Genomic DNA, 19,151 nt, shown 5'->3' with positions numbered 1-19,151 from the left:
GGGTCACGGGCCGAAGACCTGCTGCACGGTGCTCTCGCCGTCGCCGACGATCTTGCGGAAGCGGCGGCCGAGCTCGATCGCCTCCTCCTTGGACTGCACCTCGATCAGCGCGAAGCCGGCCACCGCCTCCTTGGCCTCGGTGAACGGGCCGTCGATCACCGAGATCTCGGCACCGCTCGACGTGATCTTGAAGCCGGCCGGGTCCAGGCCGCCGGTGGCGAGCAGCACGCCGGAGGCGCTGAGCTCCTGCACGAACGCGGCCATGTCGGCGAACAGCTGCTCGGTGGGCTCGCTGCCGCCGGCGCTCTGCATCATCAGGTAACGCATGTCGATCTCCCTCGGTCGGTCGGTGTTTCCTCTGCCCCAGCGTCGAACGGCCGATGTGACAGGTAATTCGAGCATTACCTGTCACATCGGCGCAACGACGTCTGGGCAAACACTCACCTGAGGAGCCCGAGATGACCGCGATCACCACCTCCACCCGTACCGTCGGCGCCCCGAGCCGGACCACCCTGCTGGCCGTCAGCGGCCCGCTCTGGGCGACCGTCTCGCTCGCCCAGGCCTTCACCCGCGACGGCTTCGACATCCGGCAGCACCCGCTGAGCATGCTCAGCACCGGCTCGCTCGGCTGGCTGCAGATCGCCAACTTCGTCCTGGCCGGCGTGCTGATCGTGCTCGGCGCGGGCAGTCTGCGGCCGGACAGCGTCTGGGCGTCCCGGCTGGTCCGCGTCGCCGGCCTCGGCATGATCGCGGCCGGCGTGCTGGTGATGGACCCGATCACCGCCACCCCGGCGCCGATGAGCTGGCACAGCGTGGGGCACATGGTGGCCGGCACGCTCACCTTCAACGCGCTGATCGCCGCGTGCTATCTGCTCGCCCGGTCGTTCGCCAGGTCCGGTCGCCGCGGTCTCGCGATCGCCGCCGTGGTCTCCGGCACCGCGCTGCTGGCCGGCAACCTGTGGGCCGCGACCGGCGGGGCCCTGGGCACGGTGACGCTCGCCGTCGGGGCCATCACCGCGATGTGCTTCGTCTCGCTCGCACCGCGCGGTGTTCCGGCCGGGACCGTTGCCCCCTCGGCCTGAGCCGACCGGCGGCCCGGTGCGGCCGGGCCGCCACGACTCCCGCCCGTCAGGTCCGGATCAGCCGGCCGCCCGTCAGGTCCGGGCGAGCCGGCCTTCCGTCAGGTCCGGGTCAGCCGGCTCAGTGCCGACGGTCCCCAGCCGGTCGGGTCGTCACCGGGCGGCACCATCTCCAGGTCCTGCCAGAGCAGCAGGATCTCCAGCCAGCTCGACTCGGCCGGGGTCAGCGGGCGCTCGGACTCGTAGCCGGCGAGGAATTCCGCGCGAACCTCGGCCGGCACCGGCCCCCAGTTGTGGTAGCGGGTGCCGAGCAGGACCGCCGCGCGGGCCAGCTCGAAGACCCGGTACTCGTGCCGGGCCTCCTCGAAGTCGATGATCGCGACGATCTCACCGCGATCACACAGGACGTTGGCGGAGCGGAAATCGAAGTGGACGAGCTGCCGGGGAAGCGGGTCGGATGGCGCGCCGGCGACGAGGCCGCGCAGCGTGTCGCGAGCCACCGCCGGCAGATGACCGGCGCGGGAGTCGAGCCACTCGGTGACCCAGGTCCGCAACGGCCTGACCGGGCCGGCGCGCGCGGGTATTCGATCGGCGTTCGGGTATGCGGCCAGCGCGTCCTGCAGCCGGGCCAGCATGGCGCCGGCCTTCCGCACCTGGGCGACGTCGGCGGTGTTCAGGAGGTCGCCCGCGATCACGCGCTGCACGCCGATCGAGACCCGGCCGACCTCGACCTGGAGACGGCCGTCCCGCGCCGGAACCGGCGCCGAGACCGGCAGCCCGCGGCCGTGAAGCCAGCTCGTGAGGCGCGCCGTCGCCGCCAGCCGGGGGAACCGCTCGGGCACCGTCGACCACTTCGCGAGCAGCCGGCCGGACGGCGTGCCGACCCACGCCAGCGCGTTGCCGCCGCTCATCACGATCCGCTCGCAGAAGTCGATGCGAACGCCCCACTGCTCGTCCAGCGTGGCGGCGATCCACCGGCCCGCCGCCGGCCCGTCGCTGAACCCGAACCGTCCGTCGAGCACCTGGCGCGGGTCCTGCGCCTCCCACAGCATCTCCAGCACCGGCGTCCGCGATTCGACCATGCGGCGTATCCCATCACAGGACCGCAATTCTACTAGCGGAAACAGGTTTGCTGTGGAAACCTATTGGCATGACAACTGATTCGGTGCCGGCCGGCGGGGATGCCCGGCGGCTGCTGTCCGACGTCCGCGCCCTGGCTCACCGGGTGCGCCTCGACCAGCGGGTGACCGGGGTCGCGCTGGCGGTCCTGGCCGCGGTGACGCTGCTGGCGGTCCCGGTCGACTGGCTCTCCATCCGCGCCGAGTGCGCCGGTGTCCCCGAGGGCGGGTCCTGCGGGGTCGAGCGACTGGGCGCGGCGATCTACTGGCCGATCGCGCTGCTGGTGGCATACACCGCGATCGCGCTGCATGCCGTGCGGGCCGCCCGGGCCCGCGGGCTCGGCGCCCGAGTGCTGCCCTACCTGCTCACCGGTGTCGCGCTGACCGTCGTCTCCGCCACCGCCTATCTGGTGGTGCGGGTCTATCTGGGCGACCACCCGGCCTTCACCCTGCCGGCCTGGGCGCTGGTGCTGGACCGCCTGATCGGGCCGGCCGGCACGATCGGGGTGGCCCTGCTGGTGCTGGCCTGGCTGGAGCGGCATCTTGCCCTGCTGTTCTTCGCACTGGGATACCTGGCCGTGGTGCTGGTGCCGATCACCTTCGGCATCCGGCTGCCCGGGGAGTTCACGTCGCCCTGGGTGACGCCGCAGTTCATCAACGGCGTCGTGCTGCTGCTCGGCGCGGTCGCCTTCGCGCGGGCCCGCCGGTGGCATCGATGACCGCCGCGGCCCCGGACCAGCCCGCGCCCTCGCCCGCGCACCCGGTCATCGGCCTGGACGAGGTCGTGCACCAGCGCGTCCGGCTGGGCATCCTCACCATCGCGCACGAGGCGCGCCGAGTCGAGTTCGGTTATCTGCGCACCCAGCTGGAGCTGACCGGCGGCAACCTCTCCAAGCATCTCAGCGTGCTCGAGGAGGCCGGCCTGATCGCGGTGGAGAAGGGCTATGCGGGCAAGCGCGGCCGCACCTGGGTCACGCTCACCGCGGCCGGCACGAAGGCGCTCGTCGAGGAGGTCGAGCGGCTGAAGCTGCTCATCGCGCGGGTGCAGACCGATTGACGTGCAGCAGCACGCAGCCGTGCGGCGGCAGCGTCGCCGCCGGGGCGCCGCCGGTCCACAGGTCGGTCCCCGGCGGCAGGTCGACGTCGAGCGGGGCCTCGCCGGTGTTGAACCAGGCCTGGTAGCCGCCCGGCCGGTCGGTGGCGTCGGCGGTCCAGATCACCAGGTCGCCCTCGCGCAGGTCCTGGCGGTTGTCCGCGCTGTGCTTCAGCACGGCGAGCACGTCGTCGTTGGTGAGCAGGTCCAGGGTGCGCGGATCGCTGGTCGGCAGGTCACCGCCGTACATCAGGGGTGATCTCGCCATGCACCAGAGCGTCATCATGGTCCGCTGCTCGTCCCAGCTCAGCAGGGTCTGGCGGTCGGCGCCGCGCTCCGCGCGGATGCCGACCCGGCCCAGCGGCAGCATGTCGGCGTCCGGCCAGGACCCGGGCCCGGCGAAGGCGGCCCAGCGCGCGGTCCTTTCGAACTGGTCGTGGACGTCGGACCACCGGTCCCACAGGTCGTCGGAGATCCGCCACATGTCCGCGTGCTGTCGCAGATGCGCGGCCCGGGACAGGCGCAGGCTGCGGCCGGGGGACAGGCTCAGCACCATGTCGCGCCCGCTGCCGCGCAGCGCGGTGGAGAACGCCGCGATCTCGCGTTCGTGATAGGGCCCGAGCATGTCGTCGGCCTTGACGAAGTCGACTCCCCATTCGGCGAACAGGCGCAGCAGCGAGTCGTAGTAGGCCTGCGCGCCGGGATGATCGTGGTCGAGGCCGTAGTTGTCGGTGTTCCAGTCGCAGACGGCCGACCGGTCGGCGACCTCGGACGCCGTCCACGAGGTGCCGAGGATCGGCAGGTCGCGCTCGACCGCCAGGCGCGGGATGCCGCGCATGATGTGCACGCCGAAGCGCAGCCCGAGCTCGTGGATCCGGGCGGCGAGCCCGGTGAAGCCGGACGGGAAGCGGGCCGGCACCGGAAGCGGCCGCCCGACGGAGTCCAGCAGCAGCGGCGCGTTGTCGTTGTAGCCGCCGGCCCGCGCGGTCGGCTCGTACCACTGGATGTCCACGACGACCGTGTCCCAGCCTTGCGGCAGCAGGTGCTCGGCCATGAAGGAGGCGTTCGCCAGCACCTCCTCCTCGGTCACCGTGGTGCCGTAGCAGTCCCAGCTGTTCCAGCCCATCGGCGGTGTCTCGGTCATGGCGCTCCCAAATAGGCGACGACCCGCTTGAGTTGCTCGCGATAGGTCTCCTGGAAGGCCGCGGATCCGGCGGAGAGCCCCGTGAAGTCCTCCGCGAAGTCGGCCAGCAAGGTCGGCGCCAGTGCTGCGCCGAAGAGGATCAGCTGCAGATAGGCCGGGTCCAGATCGGCCGCGATCTCGCCCTTGTCCTGCCGCTCGCGCAGCGCGTCCACCATGGCCTTGCGGTACTCCGACTCGCCCTCCGCGCGGTCGCCGGCCAGCGCCTGCCAGACCAGCAGCCGCACCCAGTTGCGCTGTTCCGCGCCGACGTTGCTGAACCCCGCGATCACCTCGCCCAGCGGCGCGTCGGCCGGCGCCAGCGCGACGCTCATCGCCCGCCAGCGCTCGTTCAGCGCCCGCAGCAGCCCCTCCTTGCCGTCGAAGTAATAGGAGATCAGCTGCTGGTTGGCCCCGGCGCGGCGGGCGATCGCGCCGATCCGGGCGCCGGCGAAACCGTGCTCGCCGAACTCGACCAGGGCCGCGTCGAGGATCCGCTCGCGGGTGCGGTCGGCGTCGCGCTTGCGGTCGGAGCCGGCCGGGGCGCGGCGTGGTCTGGGCTGCTCAGGCACAGTCCTCAACCTAGCAATCAAACAAATGGTTGACAAAATCATGTGTCCACATGACAGTGGGGTCCATGAGAATCGCCATCATCGGGGGCGGCATCGGCGGCCTCGCCCTCGCCCACGGACTCCGCCGCGGCGGCCTCGACGCCGACGTCTACGAGCGCACCGAGCAGCGCACCGACTGGCTGCAGGGCTACCGCATCCACATCAACCCGGCCGGGGCGCGCGCCCTGCGGGCCTGCCTGCCGCCGGCCGCGTGGCAGCGTTTCCTGGACACGGTGTCGACCGGCGACGGCGGCTTCGGCTTCCTCACCGATCAGGGCGCGGACCTGCTGGCGTTGCGGGCCGACGAGATGGACGGGCAGGGCCGCCACTATGCGGTCAGCCGCATCAAGCTCCGCGAGGTCCTGCTCGACCAGCAGGTCCACTTCGGCCGGGACTTCGTCCGCTACGAGCAGGCCGGCGACCAGGTCACCGCCTTCTTCGAAGACGGCTCGACCGCGACGGCCGACCTGCTGATCGGTGCCGACGGCGCCAATTCCCGGGTGCGCGCCCAGCTCCTCCCGCACGCGGCCGGCCGCCGGGACACCGGGGTGATCTCGGTGGCCGGCAAGCACTTTCAGCCCGCCGACCTGCCGCACCCACTGGGCACCCGCGCCAACATCGTCATCCCGCGCGGCCGCGGCTCGCTGTTCACCGCCACCTGGGAGGGCGACCGTGGCTACGCGCTCTGGGGCTACGCCGACGCGGCGGCCGCCTATCCCGCCGACGTGTTCGACCGCGACGGCAAGGAGCTGCGGGAGCTGATCGCCGCGCGGATCGACCGCTGGTCACCCGGCTTCCGGCAGCTCGTCGAGGGCAGCGACGCGGACACCGTCAACGCCTTCCGGGTGCGCAGCGCCATCCCGGTCAAGCCCTGGCCGACCACCCGCGTGACGCTGCTCGGCGACGCGATCCACAACATGACGCCGATGGCCGGCATCGGCGCCAACACCGCGTTGCGCGACGCCGATCTGCTGCGCCGCACGCTGATCGAGGGCAGACCGATCTCCGGGTACGAGCGCGAGATGCTCGACTACGGCTTCAAGGCCGTCCGCATGTCCCTGCGCAACGCCCGCAGCGCGGGTCACTCGTCGTGGGCCGGCCGCGCCGCCTTCCGTGCCGTCCTGCGCCTCACCGCGATCACCCCGCCGCTGCGTCGCGCCATGGCCCGCACGATGGGCAATTAAAGAGCGATGACATGCGCGGTACGCGGCGCCGTCCGCCCGCCCAGCACCTCGAGCCAGGCGTCCCGCAGCGCCTCCGGTCCCCGCCCCTCGGCCACGTCCACCCACTTCTCGGCCACCACCACGAACCGATGCCACGCCTCGCTGAACTTCGCGTCCAGCCCGTCCCGCCCCCAGTCGACCGTCCGCTTGCGCATCTGGTCCGGCGCGAAGAACACCGCGGACGCCCGGCCCGAGTTCGGGTTCTGCGAGGTCAGCCCGACCGCCAGGTCCTGCACCAGGCTCTCGCCCAGGTGCTCCTTGAGCGCCACCCGCACCTCGGCCCGCCCGGACAGGTCGAGATATGCGGTCCGTTCCCCGGCGTCCAGCAGGCCGACCTGGTCATAGCTGAGCACCTCGTCGTAACAGCCCAGCCCGCGGGTGAACCCGGTGTTGCCAGCCGCGGTCAGCCCGATCACCCGCGGGCCCTTACCCTGCAGCTCGAACGCGGCCGCATAGGCCGTCTTGCTCGACGCGGACGACAGCACGACCACGTCGGCGCCGTAGAACGCCTGGTCGGCGAGCTGGTCGGCGAGCATGAACGAGGTGAAGAACAGCGGCCGGAAGAGGATCAGCAGGTCCTCCCGGGCCACCTCGTAGGCCGCGTCGCCGGTGGTCAGCCGATACGCGTTGTAGGGCGACGGCAGCTCGGCGCGGTGCGGGCTCTCGTCCCGGAAGCCCTTCTCGTTCACCCGCCCCGGGCGCACCACGAGATGGGTGGCCGGCGGCAGGTAGCCGTACACCCGCTGGCCGGGCTCGACACCGGGGACCGTGGACTCCGCGACGTCGGCGAAGCCCCAGACCGGCGGCACTCCCCACCCGACGTCCATCCCGCGCGCCGCCGGTGGGAAGAACTCCCAGTAGCGGTAGGCGTCGCCGAGTACGGCATAGGTGATGTTGTTCGCGGTGAGCCCGACCCGATCCACCCGGAGCAGCGCCTCGCCCGCGCTCAGCGCCGGCTTGCCGGTCGGAGCGAGGGTGGTGCGCGAGAAGTCGTCACGGCCCACGGCGAACGTCCACGGAGTCTCCACGGACCCGAGCATTCCACGTCGGGCCGGTGCCGAGCATCGGCGAAAATACCGGCTTATGCCCCACGGATCAGCCGGTAGGAGCGCCGCAGGTGCACCGCCCACACCGTGACCAGCTCACGGGCGATGTCGTAGCGACTCTGCCCCCGGTCGCCGGCGTGCCAACTCGCGATCACCGTCATGCCAGAAGTCTGTGCGGCCGGGGCGGCAGAACCGGGTCCGGCCGCGTAGCAGGACGGGTGCGGTCAGCGCAGCTGGCCGGCCGCCAGCCCGCTCTGCACCTGGCGATGGAAGGCCAGATAGCCGATCAGCACCGGCAGCATCGCGATCGTCATCCCGGCGAACAGCCCGCTGTAATCGCCCGCGTAACCCTCGTTCACCGCCAGCGCGGTCAGTCCCTGGGCCAGCACCCAGCGTTTCTCCGCGCCCTCGCCCTGCATCAGCACGATCGGCAGCACGTACTGGTTCCACTGGAACAGGAAGTTGAAGATGCCGACGCTGATCAGGCCGGGCCGGGCCATCGGCAGCATCACCGAGAAGAACAGCCGGAAATGGCCGCAGCCGTCGACCATCGCGGCCTCGGCGACGGTCGTCGGCAGGGTGCGGAAGAACGAGGTCAGGAAGAACACGGTGATCGGCAGCGAATAGGCCGCGTAGACCAGGATCAGGCCGGGCAGCGTGCCCAGCAGGCCCAGATTGCGCACCACGAAGAACAGGGGCACCAGCGCCAGGAAGACCGGGAACATCATGCCGCCGACGAACGCGAAATAGACCAGCCGACGGCCGCGGAACCGATAGCGCGCGAGGACATAGGCCGCCATCGCGCCGAACAGCATGGTCAGCGCCAGCGCGCCGGTCACCACGATCGCGCTGTTCAGGAAATAGCGGCCGATGTGCGCCTCGTTCCAGGCCCGGGCCCAGTTCTCGAACCGGATCTCGGACGGCAGGCCCCACGGATCGGTCAGGATCTCCGCATCGCTCTTGAAGGAGCTGAGCACGGCCCACGCCAGCGGCAGCGTGGTGAGCACCGCCCAGCCGATCAAAAAGCCGTGCGACAAGACCGAAAACCCATTCCGGGTACGCGGCGCCGCCGGCTCACTTTCCGCACTTGTATCCTGCGCAACATCCGTGATCGTGGCCATCTACAGCTCCACCCGTTCGCGCCGGGTGACCCGCAGGAACAGCACCGCCACCGACAGCGTGAGGAAGAACATCGCCACCCCGATCGACGACGCGTAGCCGAACTGGGCGTCGGTGAACGCGGTCTTGTAGAGCCGCAACCCGACCACGTCCGAGGAATAGCCGGGCCCGCCGTCGGTGACGATCTGCACCACCGCGAACCCGTCGATGGCCAGGATCGCCAGATAGACCCAGGCCACCTGGATGCTGTCCCAGAGCAGCGGCACGGTGATCCGGAACAGGGTGGCGAACCGGTTCGCGCCGTCCAGCAGCGCGGCCTCGTAGATGTCCCGGGGAATGGACTGCATCGCGGCGCTGAACAGCACCACATAGAAGCCGACGTTGCTCCACAGCAGCACGATCGCGATGCACCAGAACGAGAACCGCGGGTCGCCCAGCCACGGCTTGGCCAGGGCGTCCAGCCCGATCGCGCGCAGCGCGCCGTTGATCAGGCCGCTGTTCGGGGCGTACATCTCCTTCCAGAGCACGCCGACGATCGCCACCGACAGCACCTGCGGGAAGAAGTAGACGATGCGGTAGACGCCGGCGCCGCGGACGCCGTGCACGCCGACCCGGTCGGCCCGGCCACCGACGCTGATCATCGAAGCGAAGAACAGTCCGAGCAGAATCGTCGCCACCGGCAGCAGCAACAGCAGCAGACCGTTGTGCCGCAACGCGTTCCAGAATGTGCCGTCGCCGACCAGCCGCCGGAAGTTGTCCAGCCCGACGAACTCGAAGTCCGGCGACAGGCCACCCCAGTTCGTCCCGGCGATCTGGAACGCCTGGGCGTAGGGCGAAATGACGAAGATGCCGTAGAGGAGCAGGGGCGGGATCAAGAAGGTGGCAATGAAGATTCGCTTGTCACGCACGCTTGTACTTCTTGATAGAGGAATCCGCGGCGATCGAGTCGGCGGCCTGCTGGCAACGGTTCACCCACTCGGCGGCGTTGATCCGCTTGGTGAACAGGTCGGCGGTGGCGGCGTCCACCAGGGTGCGCTCGAGCTTGCGGTAATACGAGTTGTAGAGCCAGGTGAACGCGTTCGTGCCTCCCGCCTCGAGCATCTTGGTGACCGAGGTGAGTCCGGGCGGCAGCTCGATGCCGTCGCTCGAGCCCTGCACCACGGTCAGGCTGCTCACCTTGCGGGTGAAATCGGAGGCGCCCTTCTTGGAGAGCATCACGCGCAGGTATTCCAGGCCGCCCGGCTGGTTCTTCGCCTTCGCCGGCACCACGAACGGCTCGCTGCCCGTACCCCGGAAGGCCTCGAACGGCAGTTTGTCGCCGGTCGTCAAGCTGGGCGTGGGCGCGACCGCCATCCGGAAATCCGGGGGCGTGACGGCTTTCTGCTCGTTCTCCAGCCACGAGCCGCAGGAGATGAACGCGGCCTTTCCGCGGCTCCACTCGGTCTGCGACTGGATGTGGTCCATGCCCTCGGCGCCGGGCTGGATGAACCCGTCCGACGCCAATTGGTAGTAGGCGTCCGCGGCGGCCTTGACCGCGTCGTGCTTCCACGCGTTCGGTTCGAGATTGTCGATCGCCTTGAGCACGTCGACGCCGCCGAGCTTGCCGGCCGCCGCGAGGATCGGCCAGCTCATGTAACGCGCGTGCTTGCCCTGATAGGTCCACGGCGAGATGCCGGCCGCCTTGATCTGCTTGCAGAGGGCGATCATGTCGTCCCAGGTCTTCGGATACTGCCAGCCGCGCGCCTCGAACAGCTTCTGCGAATACCAGATCCCGTAGGCGGAATAGGCGTAGTTGAGGGACAGCACCTTGCCGTCGTAGGTGCCCACGTCGAGCACCCCGGGCAGCAGGGTGTCGCGCACCTTCTTGGCCGGGTCGTCCAGGCTCGGCGCGTCCAGCATCGGGGCCAGATCGGTCAGCGCGCCCTGCGAGACCAGGCCGTTGAAGTCGATCTGGCTGCCGCCGGAGTTGTTCACCACGTCCGGCGGGTCACCGGCCACGAACCGCGGCTGCAGGGTCTCCGAAATCTGCTGCGTCGCCGAGTGCTTGACCTGCGCCTTGGGGTGCAGCTGCTGGTACATCGTCTCGTGCGCCTTGGCGTACTCCTCGCCGAAGCCGCCGTTGAAGATCACCACTTCGAGCGCGGCGTCGTCCTTGACGCCCAGCGGGTTGGCCGCGCTGACCTCACCCTTCCCGCCCTTGTCCGCGCCCTCGTCCTCGTCGCCGCCGCCCATCGCGCAGCCGCCGAGCGCACTCGCGGCGCCGACCGCGGCCGCGCCGTGCAGCAGACCGCGCCGGGTGATTGTGTGTGCCATCCGTGGCTCCCGTCTGATTACGAGGTCGATTGCGTCCAGCCGTCGGCGGTGAGGCCGCTGTCGCCGGCGAACAGCGGGCCCCGGGCGTCCACCGCGAGCACGTGGTCGACGTAGACGCCGCGGCCCTGCCCGCCCGCGTCGGTGCGGTAGCTCCAGCGCAGATGCGTCGTCCCGGCCGGCACCCCCGCGCTCGCTTGCCACCACCGGCGGCCCCCGTAGCCGGTGAGGCTGCCGTCGGTGGTGAACCTTTGCCCGCCGGCCCGCAGCGTCACGGGGAACGGTGTCCACGTGGCGCCGCCGTCGGCGGACGACTCGATGAGCGCGGTGTCGAAGCGCGGCTCGGTGTCGTACCAGAACAGGAAGGACGCGATCGCCCGGTCCCGGGCGGCACGGCGCAGCGGCGCGGTCAGCGTCACGGTGGCGTTGTCCCGCCGATCGGTGCGCCACGCGGCGCCACCGAACACCGGCCGCACCGGGTGCGCGTCCGCGAACGTGCGGGCCAGCGCCCGCCGCGCGACCGTGTTCGTGCCCCAGTTCCGGTCCGGGTGCACCCGGTTGCTCAGCACGATCAGGAACGAATGGCTGAGCGGGTCGATCACCACCGACGTGCCGGTGAACCCGGTGTGCCCGAACGTCACCGGCGACGCCATCGCGTCCATGTACGTGTGCTTGGCCAGCTCGAAGCCCAGCCCCCGGTCACTGTCCGGGTATTGCAGCTCGATGCCGGCGTTGTAGTTGACCAGCGCCTGCCGGACCATGCCCGCGGAGAGGATGTGCTGCCCGCGGTAGGTGCCGCCGTTCAGCATCATCTGGCACAGAATGGCCAGGTCGTCGGCGGTGGAGAAGACGCCCGCGTGGCCGACCGCGCCGCCCATGCTCCACGAGTTCTCGTCGTGCACCTCGCCCCAGACCATGCCCCGCCCGACGTAGGGCTGGTATTCGGTGGCGGCGATCCGGTTCTTCTTCTCCGGTCCCGGGTTGTAGCCGGTGTCCCGCATGGACAGCGGCCCGGTTACCCCGTCGCGCACCGCGTCGGCCAGGCCCTTGCCGGTGACCCGCTCGATCAGCACGCCCAGCGAGATCAGCCCGATGTCGGAGTAGACGTACTGCTGCCCGGGCGCGGTGCCGGCGCCGACCGGCGTGGTCAGCACCGCCGCCAGCCGCGCCTCGGGGGTCGGGTAGGAGCTGTAGAACGGCAGGAACGCGGGCAGCCCGGAGACGTGGGTCAGCAGATGCCGCACGGTGATCGCGGCCTTGCCCCCGGCCGCGAACTCCGGCACGTACCTGGCGACGGGTGCGTCAAGGTCGACTCGACCGGCTTCCACCTGCTGCAGCAGCACGATGGTGGTGAAGAGCTTGGAGATCGACGCGAGGTCGTAGAGGGTGTCGACGCGGGCCGGGATCCGTTGCTCCGGCGGGAGTTCGACACCTACTCGGCCGGGCGCGGGTCCGACGGCCGAATAGCGCACGGCGTCGCCGATCGCGAAGCGCTGCACCACGATGCCGTCGTGCGCGGCCAGCACCACCGCGCCCGGATAGGCCGGCCAGGTGAGGTGGTCCGGGGTGGGCCGCAGATAGGACTCGGCGATCGGCCGCAACGCGGCGACCTTCTCCGGAAGCAGACCCGCCTGCCGCGCGGTGCCGGGGCGCAGCACGTCGTGCGAGAAGCGGATCTCGGCCGGGGTCACGGTTGGATCATGCACCGCGGCGCCGGCCGCCGCGGGGGTCGCCGCGACGAGACAGGCGGCCAAGCACGCCGGCACCAGCCATCTCCGCATCATCCACACCTCTCCATGTCTCGATTCCGTAGGATGAAGCTTTCCTTCAGGACTTGCAAGAGGTTCGAAGGTTATTGCCACGCAACGGTTACCCCGGGTACGTTCGGCGCCATGCGGTACCGACTGGCAAGGCGCCGCCTCCTGAGTGCCGGCGCGGCAGGCGTGGCGGCCGGACTCGCCGGATCGACCCCGGCCGAGGCCAAACCGGGGCTGCTGCCCCGGATCCCGGTGCGCACCGGCATGGACCGGCTGGCGGCGAGTGACTGGGCGGCGGTGCGCGGCGAGCGGATCGGCGTCATCTCCAACCCGACCGGAGTCGACCGGGAGTACCGGCACCTGGTCGACCGGATGCATGAGGACGGCGTCACCATCGGCGGCGTGTTCGGCCCCGAGCACGGGTTCCGCGGCTCGGCGCAGGCCGGCGGCAGCGAGGGCACCGGCATCGACGCGCGCACCGGGCTGACCGTCTACGACGCATACGTCGCGAGTCAGGCCAAGTGGGCCGAGATGTTCACCGCGGCCGGCGTGCGCACGGTGGTGTTCGACATCCAGGACGCCGGGTGCCGCTTCTACACCTACATCTGGACGCTCTACGACTCGATGGCCGCGGCCGCCCGGCTGGGTCTGCGCTATGTGGTGCTGGACCGGCCCAACCCGATCGGCGGGCGGGCCTACGGGCCGATGATGACGCCGGGTTTCACCTCCGGGGTCGGCAAGAAGGAGATCGTGCAGCAGCACGGCATGACGGTCGGCGAGCTGGCCCGCTATTACAACGGCGAGTTGCTGCCCGCCGAGGCCGGCCGGCCGGTGCCTCTCGAGGTGATCGCCTGCCAGGGCTGGATCGGGCGGCTCCGGGCCGGCGACACCGACCTGCCGTGGGTGCTGCCCAGCCCGAACATGCCCACTCCGGACACCGCTGTGGTCTATCCGGGCACCGGCATGTTCGAGGGCGTCGCGTCGCTGTCCGAGGGGCGCGGCACCACCCGGCCGTTCGAGCTGATCGGCGGGCCGGGCTTCGACTACCACTGGTGCGACGCGGTGGCCGCGCAGAACCTGCCGGGCGTCGAGGTGCGCGAGGCGTACTTCGTGCCGACCTTCAACAAGTTCGCCAATCAGCAGTGCGCGGGCATCGAGGTCAAGGTCACCGACCAGGGCGTGTTCGATCCGATCCGCACGGCGGTCGCGATGCTGGTCGAGGCGCGGAGATTCCCGGCCTTCGTCTGGCGTAACGACGGCGGCGCGCGGCCGTTCTGGATCGACCTGCTGACCGGCTCGACCCGGCTGCGCACGATGATCGACGCGGGCGCCTCCACCGACGAGGTGGTCGGCGCGTGGCGCGGCGAGCTGGCCGAGTTCGACGCCCGGCGGCGGCGCTACCTGCTCTATTCGCGGGTGGGGGCGTGACCGGTCAGCCGGTCGTGCACGGCGGTCGCGACGGGGTGGCCGGTCAGCCGGGCGATGGCCAGGGCGGCCGCGCCGCTCGCGCCGTCGGTCGCGTCGCGCGGCTCGGTGCGCACCCGGGCGGCGACGCCGGCGCGGACCGCGGCGGCGACCGGGCCGGGGGAGAGCAACACCGAGCCGGCCAGCACCACGGCGTCGCCCGGTTTCGGCTCGACCGCGTCGAAGGTGCGCAGCAGGCGGGCGGCGGCCGCGGCGCAGATCTCCGCGGCCACCCGATCGGCGGGGGCGGCGGCGCTGACCACGGGGGCGAGCCCGCCCAGGGCCGCCGGTGCGAGCTTGAAGCCGGCCGCCACCAGGGCCTGCGCGAGGTCCTCGCCGTGCAGCGGCGCAATGCCGAGTCGCTCGCGGACGGCTTCCACCAGCACCGTCGGGGCGCCACGGCCGTCCAGGGCGGCCAGGCTCGCGTGCAGCGCGCGTACCCCGATCCAGACCGCCGATCCCTCGTCGCCGAGCAACCAGCCGTAACCGTCGGCGCGTCGCGTGAGCGCGCCGCCGGCGAAGCGCGCGGCCAGCGCGCCGGTGCCGGAGAGCAGCAGCACGCCGTCGGGCCGGGTGCTGCCGGCCGCGAAAGCCACCTCCAGATCGGTCACCGTGACCAGCTCGCCGGTCAGGCCCACGCGCTGCCAGGCCTCGGTCGCGGCCGCTCGGAAGACGGCCCGGCCGGCGCCCGACGATCCGGCCGCGCCGAGCACGCCGAGCCGCACCGCGGACCGGTCAGCGATCGCCGTCTCCATCGCGAGAGCCAGCGCATCGGACATTTCGCCGCCGCTGCTGTTCTTGTTGGCGCCACCGGCGACGCCACGGCCTACGATCTCGCCGTCGAGCGTCGCCACCACGCACCGCGTGGACGTGGCGCCCGCGTCGACCCCGATCACCAGCACGTTCCGCATAGCCGCCCCACCGAAGGAAACCCGCTTCCATGACATCCTCGCCCACCACGGTGCGGGCGCGCGGCCTGCTGCCGTCGCTGTCCCCGGCCGAGCAGCGGGTCGCCCGGGTGATCATCGACGAGGCGGCCACCGCGTCCCGGCTGACCATCAGCGAGCTCGCCGAGCGGTCCGCGTCGTCCGAGTCGTCGGTGATCCGGTTCTCCCGGCGGATGGGGTTCGGCGGTTACTCCGAGCTGCGGCTCACCCTGGCCGCCGAGGCCGGGCAGGCGGTCGGGGCGGCCGGGGAGCCGGTCGGCGGCGACATCAGCGAGACCGACGACCTCGCGCAGGTGGTCAAGAAGATCGCCTTCGCCGACGCCCGGGCGGTCGAGGAGACCGCGGTGCAGCTCGACATCGCCGTGCTCGAGCGGGTGGTCGACCTGGTGGTGGCGGCCCGCCGGGTGGACATCTACGGGGTCGGCGCGAGCGCGTTCGTGGCCGGCGACTTCATGCAGAAGCTGCACCGGATCGGCCGGATCGCCTATGCGTGGAGCGACCTGCACCTGGCCCTGACCAGCGCGGCGCTGCTGGACGAGCGGGACGTCGCGTTCGGCATCTCGCACACCGGCACCACGATGGACACGATCGAGGCGTTCGCGGAGGCCGGGCGGCGCGGCGCGCGCACGGTCGCCCTGACGAACTTCCCGAAATCGCCGATCGCGCGCGCGGCCGACCACGTGCTGACCACCGCGGCGCGGGAGACCACGTTCCGGTCCGGCGCGACGTCCAGCCGGCTCGCCCAGCTGACCGTCGTCGACTGCGTCTTCGTCGGCGTCGCCCAGCGCACCTATGCCGAGACGAGCACCGCGCTGGCCGCCACCCGCGAGGCGGTGAGCGGCCGGCACGTCGGGCGTGCGCGGCGGCGCGGATGAGGGCCGTGGACGGCACGCCGCTGGCGCGCACCGAGGAGCGCAACCCGGGCAGCGCGGCGATCGACCGGATGCCCGCCCTCGACCTGCTGCGGCTGATCAACGCCGAGGACCGGACCGTGCCGGAGGCGGTCGCCGCGGTGCTCCCGGAGCTGGCCGAGGCGGTCGAGCTGGGGGTGGCGGCACTCTCCGCCGGGCATCGCGTGCACTATGTCGGCGCGGGCACCTCCGGCCGGATCGCGGTGCTCGACGCGGCCGAGCTGATCCCCACCTACGGCATCTCGCCGGGACGGGTGGTCGCGCACATCGCGGGCGGTACGCGGGCGCTGACCAACCCGTCCGAGGCCGCCGAGGACGACGAGAGCGCCGGCATGGCGGTGGTCGCCGAGGTCGTCGCCGGCGATCTGGTGGTCGGGGTGACCGCGAGCGGGCGTACGCCGTACGTCCGCGGCGCCCTCGAGGCGGCCCGCACCCGCGACGCCCGCACGGTGCTGATCTCCGGCAACCCGGCGTCCCCGCTGGCCGCCCTGGCCGACGTGCACGTGGCGCCGGACACCGGGCCGGAGGTGGTCACCGGCTCCACCCGGATGAAGGCGGGCACCGCGCAGAAGCTGGTGCTGAACGCCTTCTCCACGGCGACCATGGTCCGGCTCGGCCGCACCTACTCCAACCTGATGACCGACATGCTGGCCAGCAACGACAAGCTGCGCGACCGGCAGCTGCGGATCCTGGTCGAGGCCACCGGCGCGGATCTGGACAGCTGCCGCGCGGCGCTGGCCGCGGCCGGCGGCGACGCCAAGGTGGCCGTGGTGTCGCTGCTCACCGGCGTCGGCGCCGACCAGGCCAGGCAGGCGCTGAGCGCGGCCGGCGGACACGTGCACGCCGCCCTGACCGGCATCTGACCGCCGGATCCGGCGGCGTCCGCGGCGTGACGATGACAGGATCAACGTCATGGACATGCCGGACCGGCCGGAACTGCGCGAACTGCGGGACAGCGAGTTCGAGCGGGATCTGCTCAGCAACCTCTATTACCGCCGTGGCACCACGCTCGAGTCGGCCAGCGCGCAGGACGTCTACGAGTCGCTCGCGCTGACCGTGCGGGACCGCCTGGCCGCGCGCCGGGTGAAGACCGCGGCCGCGCAATATGCCGCGAACCCGCGCTGGGTCTATTACTTCTCGGCGGAATACCTGCTCGGCCCGCAGTTGGAGCAGAACCTGCTCTACACCGGCACCGGCGAGGTCGCCGCGGCCGCGCTCAAGACGCTGGGCGTGTCGCCGGCCGAGATCGAAGCGCTCGACGTCGAGCCGGGCCTGGGCAACGGCGGCCTCGGCCGGCTCGCGGCCTGCCTGCTCGACTCGATGGCCACGCTCGACGTCCCGGCCGCGGGTTACGGCATCCGCTACGACTTCGGCATCTTCCGGCAGACCTTCGAGCACGGCGCCCAGGTGGAGCGGCCGGACGACTGGGCCTTCCAGGGCAACCCGTGGGAGTTCCCGGCGCCGGACGACCGCCAGGAGGTCGGCTTCTACGGCGAGGTGGTGGACGGCCTGTGGACGCCGGGGGAGACCATCCTCGGCGAGCCGAGCCACATGCTGGTCCCGGGTTACGGCACCGAGACCGTGAACATCGTCCGGTTGTGGCGCGCGCGGGCCACCCGGGAGGCCTTCGACCTCAGCCGGTTCTCCCGCGGCGAATATGCCGAGGCAGTGCACAACGCGGTGCGCTCGGAGAACATCAGCAAGGTGCTCTATCCCGACGACAGCACCGACTCGGGCCGCGAGCTGCGCCTCAAGCAGCAGTACTTCCTGGTGTCCTGCTCGCTGCGGGACATCATCCGGCGATTCCGGCTGCGCAACGCGGACTGGGACGACTTCCCGGTCAAGACGGTGATCCAGCTCAACGACACGCACCCGGTACTGGCCATTCCCGAGCTGATGCGGCTGCTGGTCGACGGAAACGGGCTGAGCTGGGAGCACGCCTGGTCGATCACTCGGCAGACGTTCGCGTACACCTGCCACACCCTGCTGCCCGAGGCGCTCGAGACCTGGCCGGTGGAGATGCTGGGCCGGCTCCTGCCGAGGCATCTGGAGATCATCTACCTGATCAACCACCACTTCCTGGAGGAGGTGGCGGAGCGTTACCCGGACGATGCCGACCGGATCCGCCGCATGTCGATCATTCAAGAGCAACCCGATCGACGGGTACGCATGGCCCACCTGGCCGTGGTCGGCACGGCCGCCGTCAACGGCGTCGCCGAGCTGCACTCGAAGCTGCTCGTGGAGACCGTGCTGCACGACTTCGCCGAGTTGTGGCCGGACAAGTTCCACAACGTCACCAACGGCGTCACCCCGCGGCGTTTCCTGCGCCTCGCCAACCGGCCGCTGTCCGCGCTGATCAGCGAGGCGCTCGGCGGGGACAAGTGGCTGCGCGACCTCACCCTGCTGTCCGGGCTGGAGCCGCTCGTCGACGACGCCGCGTTCCGGGAGCGCTGGCAGGCGGTCAAGCGGCAGGCCAAGGTGCGGCTTGCGGCCGGCGACCCGGACGCGCTGACCGACGTGATGATCAAGCGGTTCCACGAGTACAAGCGGCAGCTGCTCAAGGTGCTGCACGTGCTCACCGTCTATCACCGGTTGCGGGCCGGTGGCTCGGCGCCGCCGCGCACCGTGCTGTTCGGCGGCAAGGCGGCGCCGTCCTACCACGCGGCCAAGTCGATCATGCGGCTGATCAACGTCGTCGCCGACCTGGTGGCCGCGGACCCGGCCGTGTCACCGCACCTGACGGTGGCCTTCCCGCCGAACTACAACGTGACGCTGGCCGAGCGCATCCTGCCGGCCGCCGACCTGTCCGAACAGATCTCGATGGCCGGCAAGGAGGCCTCCGGCACCGGGAACATGAAGCTGGCGCTCAACGGCGCGGTCACCATCGGCACGCTGGACGGCGCCAACATCGAGATCCGCGACCGGGTCGGTGCGGAGAACTTCTTCCTCTTCGGGCTGGACGCGCACGAGGCGCTGGAGCTGCGCGGCGGCGACTACCGCCCGCGGTCCTGCTATGACGCCGACCCCGAGCTGCGGTCCGCCGTCGACCTGATCGGCAGCCTCGGCTTCGGCGACATCGTCGACTCGATCCTGGGCCGCGACGAATATCTGACGCTGGCCGACTATCGTGCCTATGTGGACGCTCAGGACCGGGTCGACGCGGCCTGGCACGACACCGAGCACTGGACCCGAATGTCCATTCTGAACACGGCCCGCTGCGGCTTCTTCTCCTCCGACCGCACCGTCGACGACTACCGCTCCACCATCTGGAAGGTCACCTGACTGTCAGACTG

At 71.2% G+C, this 19,151-nt stretch carries 19 protein-coding genes; 8 read left to right on the top strand and 11 right to left on the bottom strand.

From position 1 onward, the window contains the following. Positions 1-3 precede the first annotated feature (3 nt). On the bottom strand, positions 4-327 hold the full coding sequence (locus ACZ6TI_RS22385) for a YciI family protein (RefSeq protein WP_465347033.1): 324 nt from the start codon (positions 325-327) through the stop codon (positions 4-6). A gap of 131 nt (positions 328-458) precedes the next feature. Between ACZ6TI_RS22385 and ACZ6TI_RS22380 the strand changes: the two genes are divergently transcribed. After that, positions 459-1,082: a DUF998 domain-containing protein gene (locus ACZ6TI_RS22380; protein WP_465347032.1), complete on the top strand. Its 624-nt coding sequence runs from the start codon at positions 459-461 to the stop codon at positions 1,080-1,082. 98 nt (positions 1,083-1,180) lie between these two features. Here the strand turns inward: ACZ6TI_RS22380 and ACZ6TI_RS22375 are convergent, their stop codons facing one another. Continuing rightward, the gene (locus ACZ6TI_RS22375) at positions 1,181-2,161 is read right to left on the bottom strand and encodes a phosphotransferase (RefSeq protein WP_465347031.1); all 981 of its coding nucleotides are present in this window, start codon (positions 2,159-2,161) and stop codon (positions 1,181-1,183) included. A 68-nt stretch (positions 2,162-2,229) separates the two neighbouring features. Between ACZ6TI_RS22375 and ACZ6TI_RS22370 the strand changes: the two genes are divergently transcribed. Beyond that, positions 2,230-2,916 (top strand): hypothetical protein, encoded by a 687-nt coding sequence (locus tag ACZ6TI_RS22370; protein ID WP_465347030.1) that lies wholly within the window; start codon positions 2,230-2,232, stop codon positions 2,914-2,916. After that, positions 2,913-3,254: a transcriptional regulator gene (locus ACZ6TI_RS22365; RefSeq protein ID WP_465347029.1), complete on the top strand. Its 342-nt coding sequence runs from the start codon at positions 2,913-2,915 to the stop codon at positions 3,252-3,254. The genes ACZ6TI_RS22370 and ACZ6TI_RS22365 overlap by 4 nt, the downstream gene beginning before the upstream one ends. On the opposite strand, the gene ACZ6TI_RS22360 is transcribed toward ACZ6TI_RS22365, so the two are convergent. Then, complete coding sequence (locus tag ACZ6TI_RS22360; protein ID WP_465347028.1) at positions 3,229-4,434, bottom strand: glycoside hydrolase family 27 protein; 1,206 nt, start codon at positions 4,432-4,434, stop codon at positions 3,229-3,231. The genes ACZ6TI_RS22365 and ACZ6TI_RS22360 overlap by 26 nt on opposite strands. Beyond that, a complete protein-coding gene (locus ACZ6TI_RS22355; RefSeq protein WP_465347027.1) occupies positions 4,431-5,042 on the bottom strand; it encodes a TetR/AcrR family transcriptional regulator in 612 nt (203 codons plus the stop codon). Before ACZ6TI_RS22355 ends, ACZ6TI_RS22360 begins: the two co-directional genes overlap by 4 nt. A gap of 65 nt (positions 5,043-5,107) precedes the next feature. Here ACZ6TI_RS22355 and ACZ6TI_RS22350 point away from each other — a divergent pair, with 65 nt between their 5' ends. Next, positions 5,108-6,265 carry an FAD-dependent oxidoreductase gene (locus ACZ6TI_RS22350; protein WP_465347026.1) on the top strand — a complete coding sequence of 386 codons (1,158 nt, stop codon included), beginning with the start codon at positions 5,108-5,110 and terminating at the stop codon, positions 6,263-6,265. Here ACZ6TI_RS22350 and ACZ6TI_RS22345 read toward each other — a convergent pair. The 6 genes from ACZ6TI_RS22345 to ACZ6TI_RS22320 all read right to left on the bottom strand — a co-directional run bounded on the left by ACZ6TI_RS22345 (position 6,262) and on the right by ACZ6TI_RS22320 (position 12,563). Continuing rightward, positions 6,262-7,332, bottom strand: a complete 1,071-nt coding sequence (locus tag ACZ6TI_RS22345; RefSeq protein ID WP_465347025.1) for a DUF2855 family protein — start codon at positions 7,330-7,332, stop codon at positions 6,262-6,264. The genes ACZ6TI_RS22350 and ACZ6TI_RS22345 overlap by 4 nt on opposite strands. Positions 7,333-7,385: 53 nt before the next feature. Next, entirely contained in the window at positions 7,386-7,511 is a 126-nt protein-coding gene (locus tag ACZ6TI_RS22340) for a hypothetical protein (protein WP_465347024.1), read from the bottom strand. Positions 7,512-7,574: 63 nt separating this feature from the next. After that, positions 7,575-8,471, bottom strand: coding sequence for a carbohydrate ABC transporter permease (locus tag ACZ6TI_RS22335; protein ID WP_465347023.1), 897 nt, complete (start codon positions 8,469-8,471; stop codon positions 7,575-7,577). After that, a complete protein-coding gene (locus tag ACZ6TI_RS22330) occupies positions 8,472-9,377 on the bottom strand; it encodes a carbohydrate ABC transporter permease (protein ID WP_465347022.1) in 906 nt (301 codons plus the stop codon). Continuing rightward, positions 9,370-10,782: an N-acetylglucosamine/diacetylchitobiose ABC transporter substrate-binding protein gene (ngcE, locus tag ACZ6TI_RS22325; protein WP_465347021.1), complete on the bottom strand. Its 1,413-nt coding sequence runs from the start codon at positions 10,780-10,782 to the stop codon at positions 9,370-9,372. Before ngcE ends, ACZ6TI_RS22330 begins: the two co-directional genes overlap by 8 nt. 17 nt (positions 10,783-10,799) lie before the next feature. Further along, on the bottom strand, positions 10,800-12,563 hold the full coding sequence (locus tag ACZ6TI_RS22320) for a serine hydrolase domain-containing protein (protein WP_465347020.1): 1,764 nt from the start codon (positions 12,561-12,563) through the stop codon (positions 10,800-10,802). Positions 12,564-12,671: 108 nt separating this feature from the next. On the opposite strand from ACZ6TI_RS22320, the gene ACZ6TI_RS22315 reads away from it, so the two are divergent. Next, positions 12,672-13,964, top strand: coding sequence for an exo-beta-N-acetylmuramidase NamZ family protein (locus ACZ6TI_RS22315; protein WP_465347019.1), 1,293 nt, complete (start codon positions 12,672-12,674; stop codon positions 13,962-13,964). On the opposite strand, the gene ACZ6TI_RS22310 is transcribed toward ACZ6TI_RS22315, so the two are convergent. Beyond that, on the bottom strand, positions 13,943-14,911 hold the full coding sequence (locus ACZ6TI_RS22310) for an N-acetylglucosamine kinase (protein WP_465347018.1): 969 nt from the start codon (positions 14,909-14,911) through the stop codon (positions 13,943-13,945). The two genes, ACZ6TI_RS22315 and ACZ6TI_RS22310, sit on opposite strands and share 22 nt — an antisense overlap. 29 nt (positions 14,912-14,940) lie before the next feature. On the opposite strand from ACZ6TI_RS22310, the gene ACZ6TI_RS22305 reads away from it, so the two are divergent. Genes ACZ6TI_RS22305 through ACZ6TI_RS22295 form a run of 3 tightly spaced genes read left to right on the top strand, consistent with a single transcriptional unit; the run spans position 14,941 to position 19,140 of the window. Then, positions 14,941-15,822, top strand: a complete 882-nt coding sequence (locus ACZ6TI_RS22305) for a MurR/RpiR family transcriptional regulator (protein ID WP_465347017.1) — start codon at positions 14,941-14,943, stop codon at positions 15,820-15,822. After that, on the top strand, positions 15,819-16,721 hold the full coding sequence (gene murQ, locus ACZ6TI_RS22300) for an N-acetylmuramic acid 6-phosphate etherase (RefSeq protein WP_465347016.1): 903 nt from the start codon (positions 15,819-15,821) through the stop codon (positions 16,719-16,721). Before ACZ6TI_RS22305 ends, murQ begins: the two co-directional genes overlap by 4 nt. Positions 16,722-16,770: 49 nt before the next feature. Beyond that, positions 16,771-19,140 (top strand): glycogen/starch/alpha-glucan phosphorylase, encoded by a 2,370-nt coding sequence (locus ACZ6TI_RS22295; RefSeq protein WP_465347015.1) that lies wholly within the window; start codon positions 16,771-16,773, stop codon positions 19,138-19,140. Positions 19,141-19,151: the final 11 nt, after the last annotated feature.

The sequence above is a fragment of the Actinoplanes sp. NPDC051388 genome (assembly GCF_055586225.1).
The sequence above is the reverse complement of the archived record's forward strand: the minus strand, read 5'-3'. Positions and strand labels throughout refer to the sequence as shown.

What these genes read in the sequence shown, in the direction of transcription:
- ACZ6TI_RS22360 (WP_465347028.1), bottom strand. Translation starts at nt 4,434, where the DNA reads ATGACCGAGACACCGCCGATGGGCTGGAACAGCTGGGACTGCTACGGC.
- ACZ6TI_RS22295 (WP_465347015.1), top strand. Translation starts at nt 16,771, where the DNA reads ATGGACATGCCGGACCGGCCGGAACTGCGCGAACTGCGGGACAGCGAG.
- murQ (WP_465347016.1), top strand. Translation starts at nt 15,819, where the DNA reads ATGAGGGCCGTGGACGGCACGCCGCTGGCGCGCACCGAGGAGCGCAAC.
- ACZ6TI_RS22350 (WP_465347026.1), top strand. Translation starts at nt 5,108, where the DNA reads ATGAGAATCGCCATCATCGGGGGCGGCATCGGCGGCCTCGCCCTCGCC.
- ACZ6TI_RS22385 (WP_465347033.1), bottom strand. Translation starts at nt 327, where the DNA reads ATGCGTTACCTGATGATGCAGAGCGCCGGCGGCAGCGAGCCCACCGAG.
- ACZ6TI_RS22380 (WP_465347032.1), top strand. Translation starts at nt 459, where the DNA reads ATGACCGCGATCACCACCTCCACCCGTACCGTCGGCGCCCCGAGCCGG.
- ACZ6TI_RS22365 (WP_465347029.1), top strand. Translation starts at nt 2,913, where the DNA reads ATGACCGCCGCGGCCCCGGACCAGCCCGCGCCCTCGCCCGCGCACCCG.
- ACZ6TI_RS22305 (WP_465347017.1), top strand. Translation starts at nt 14,941, where the DNA reads ATGACATCCTCGCCCACCACGGTGCGGGCGCGCGGCCTGCTGCCGTCG.
- ACZ6TI_RS22335 (WP_465347023.1), bottom strand. Translation starts at nt 8,471, where the DNA reads ATGGCCACGATCACGGATGTTGCGCAGGATACAAGTGCGGAAAGTGAG.
- ACZ6TI_RS22310 (WP_465347018.1), bottom strand. Translation starts at nt 14,911, where the DNA reads ATGCGGAACGTGCTGGTGATCGGGGTCGACGCGGGCGCCACGTCCACG.
- ACZ6TI_RS22315 (WP_465347019.1), top strand. Translation starts at nt 12,672, where the DNA reads ATGCGGTACCGACTGGCAAGGCGCCGCCTCCTGAGTGCCGGCGCGGCA.
- ngcE (WP_465347021.1), bottom strand. Translation starts at nt 10,782, where the DNA reads ATGGCACACACAATCACCCGGCGCGGTCTGCTGCACGGCGCGGCCGCG.
- ACZ6TI_RS22370 (WP_465347030.1), top strand. Translation starts at nt 2,230, where the DNA reads ATGACAACTGATTCGGTGCCGGCCGGCGGGGATGCCCGGCGGCTGCTG.
- ACZ6TI_RS22340 (WP_465347024.1), bottom strand. Translation starts at nt 7,511, where the DNA reads ATGACGGTGATCGCGAGTTGGCACGCCGGCGACCGGGGGCAGAGTCGC.
- ACZ6TI_RS22375 (WP_465347031.1), bottom strand. Translation starts at nt 2,161, where the DNA reads ATGGTCGAATCGCGGACGCCGGTGCTGGAGATGCTGTGGGAGGCGCAG.
- ACZ6TI_RS22320 (WP_465347020.1), bottom strand. Translation starts at nt 12,563, where the DNA reads ATGATGCGGAGATGGCTGGTGCCGGCGTGCTTGGCCGCCTGTCTCGTC.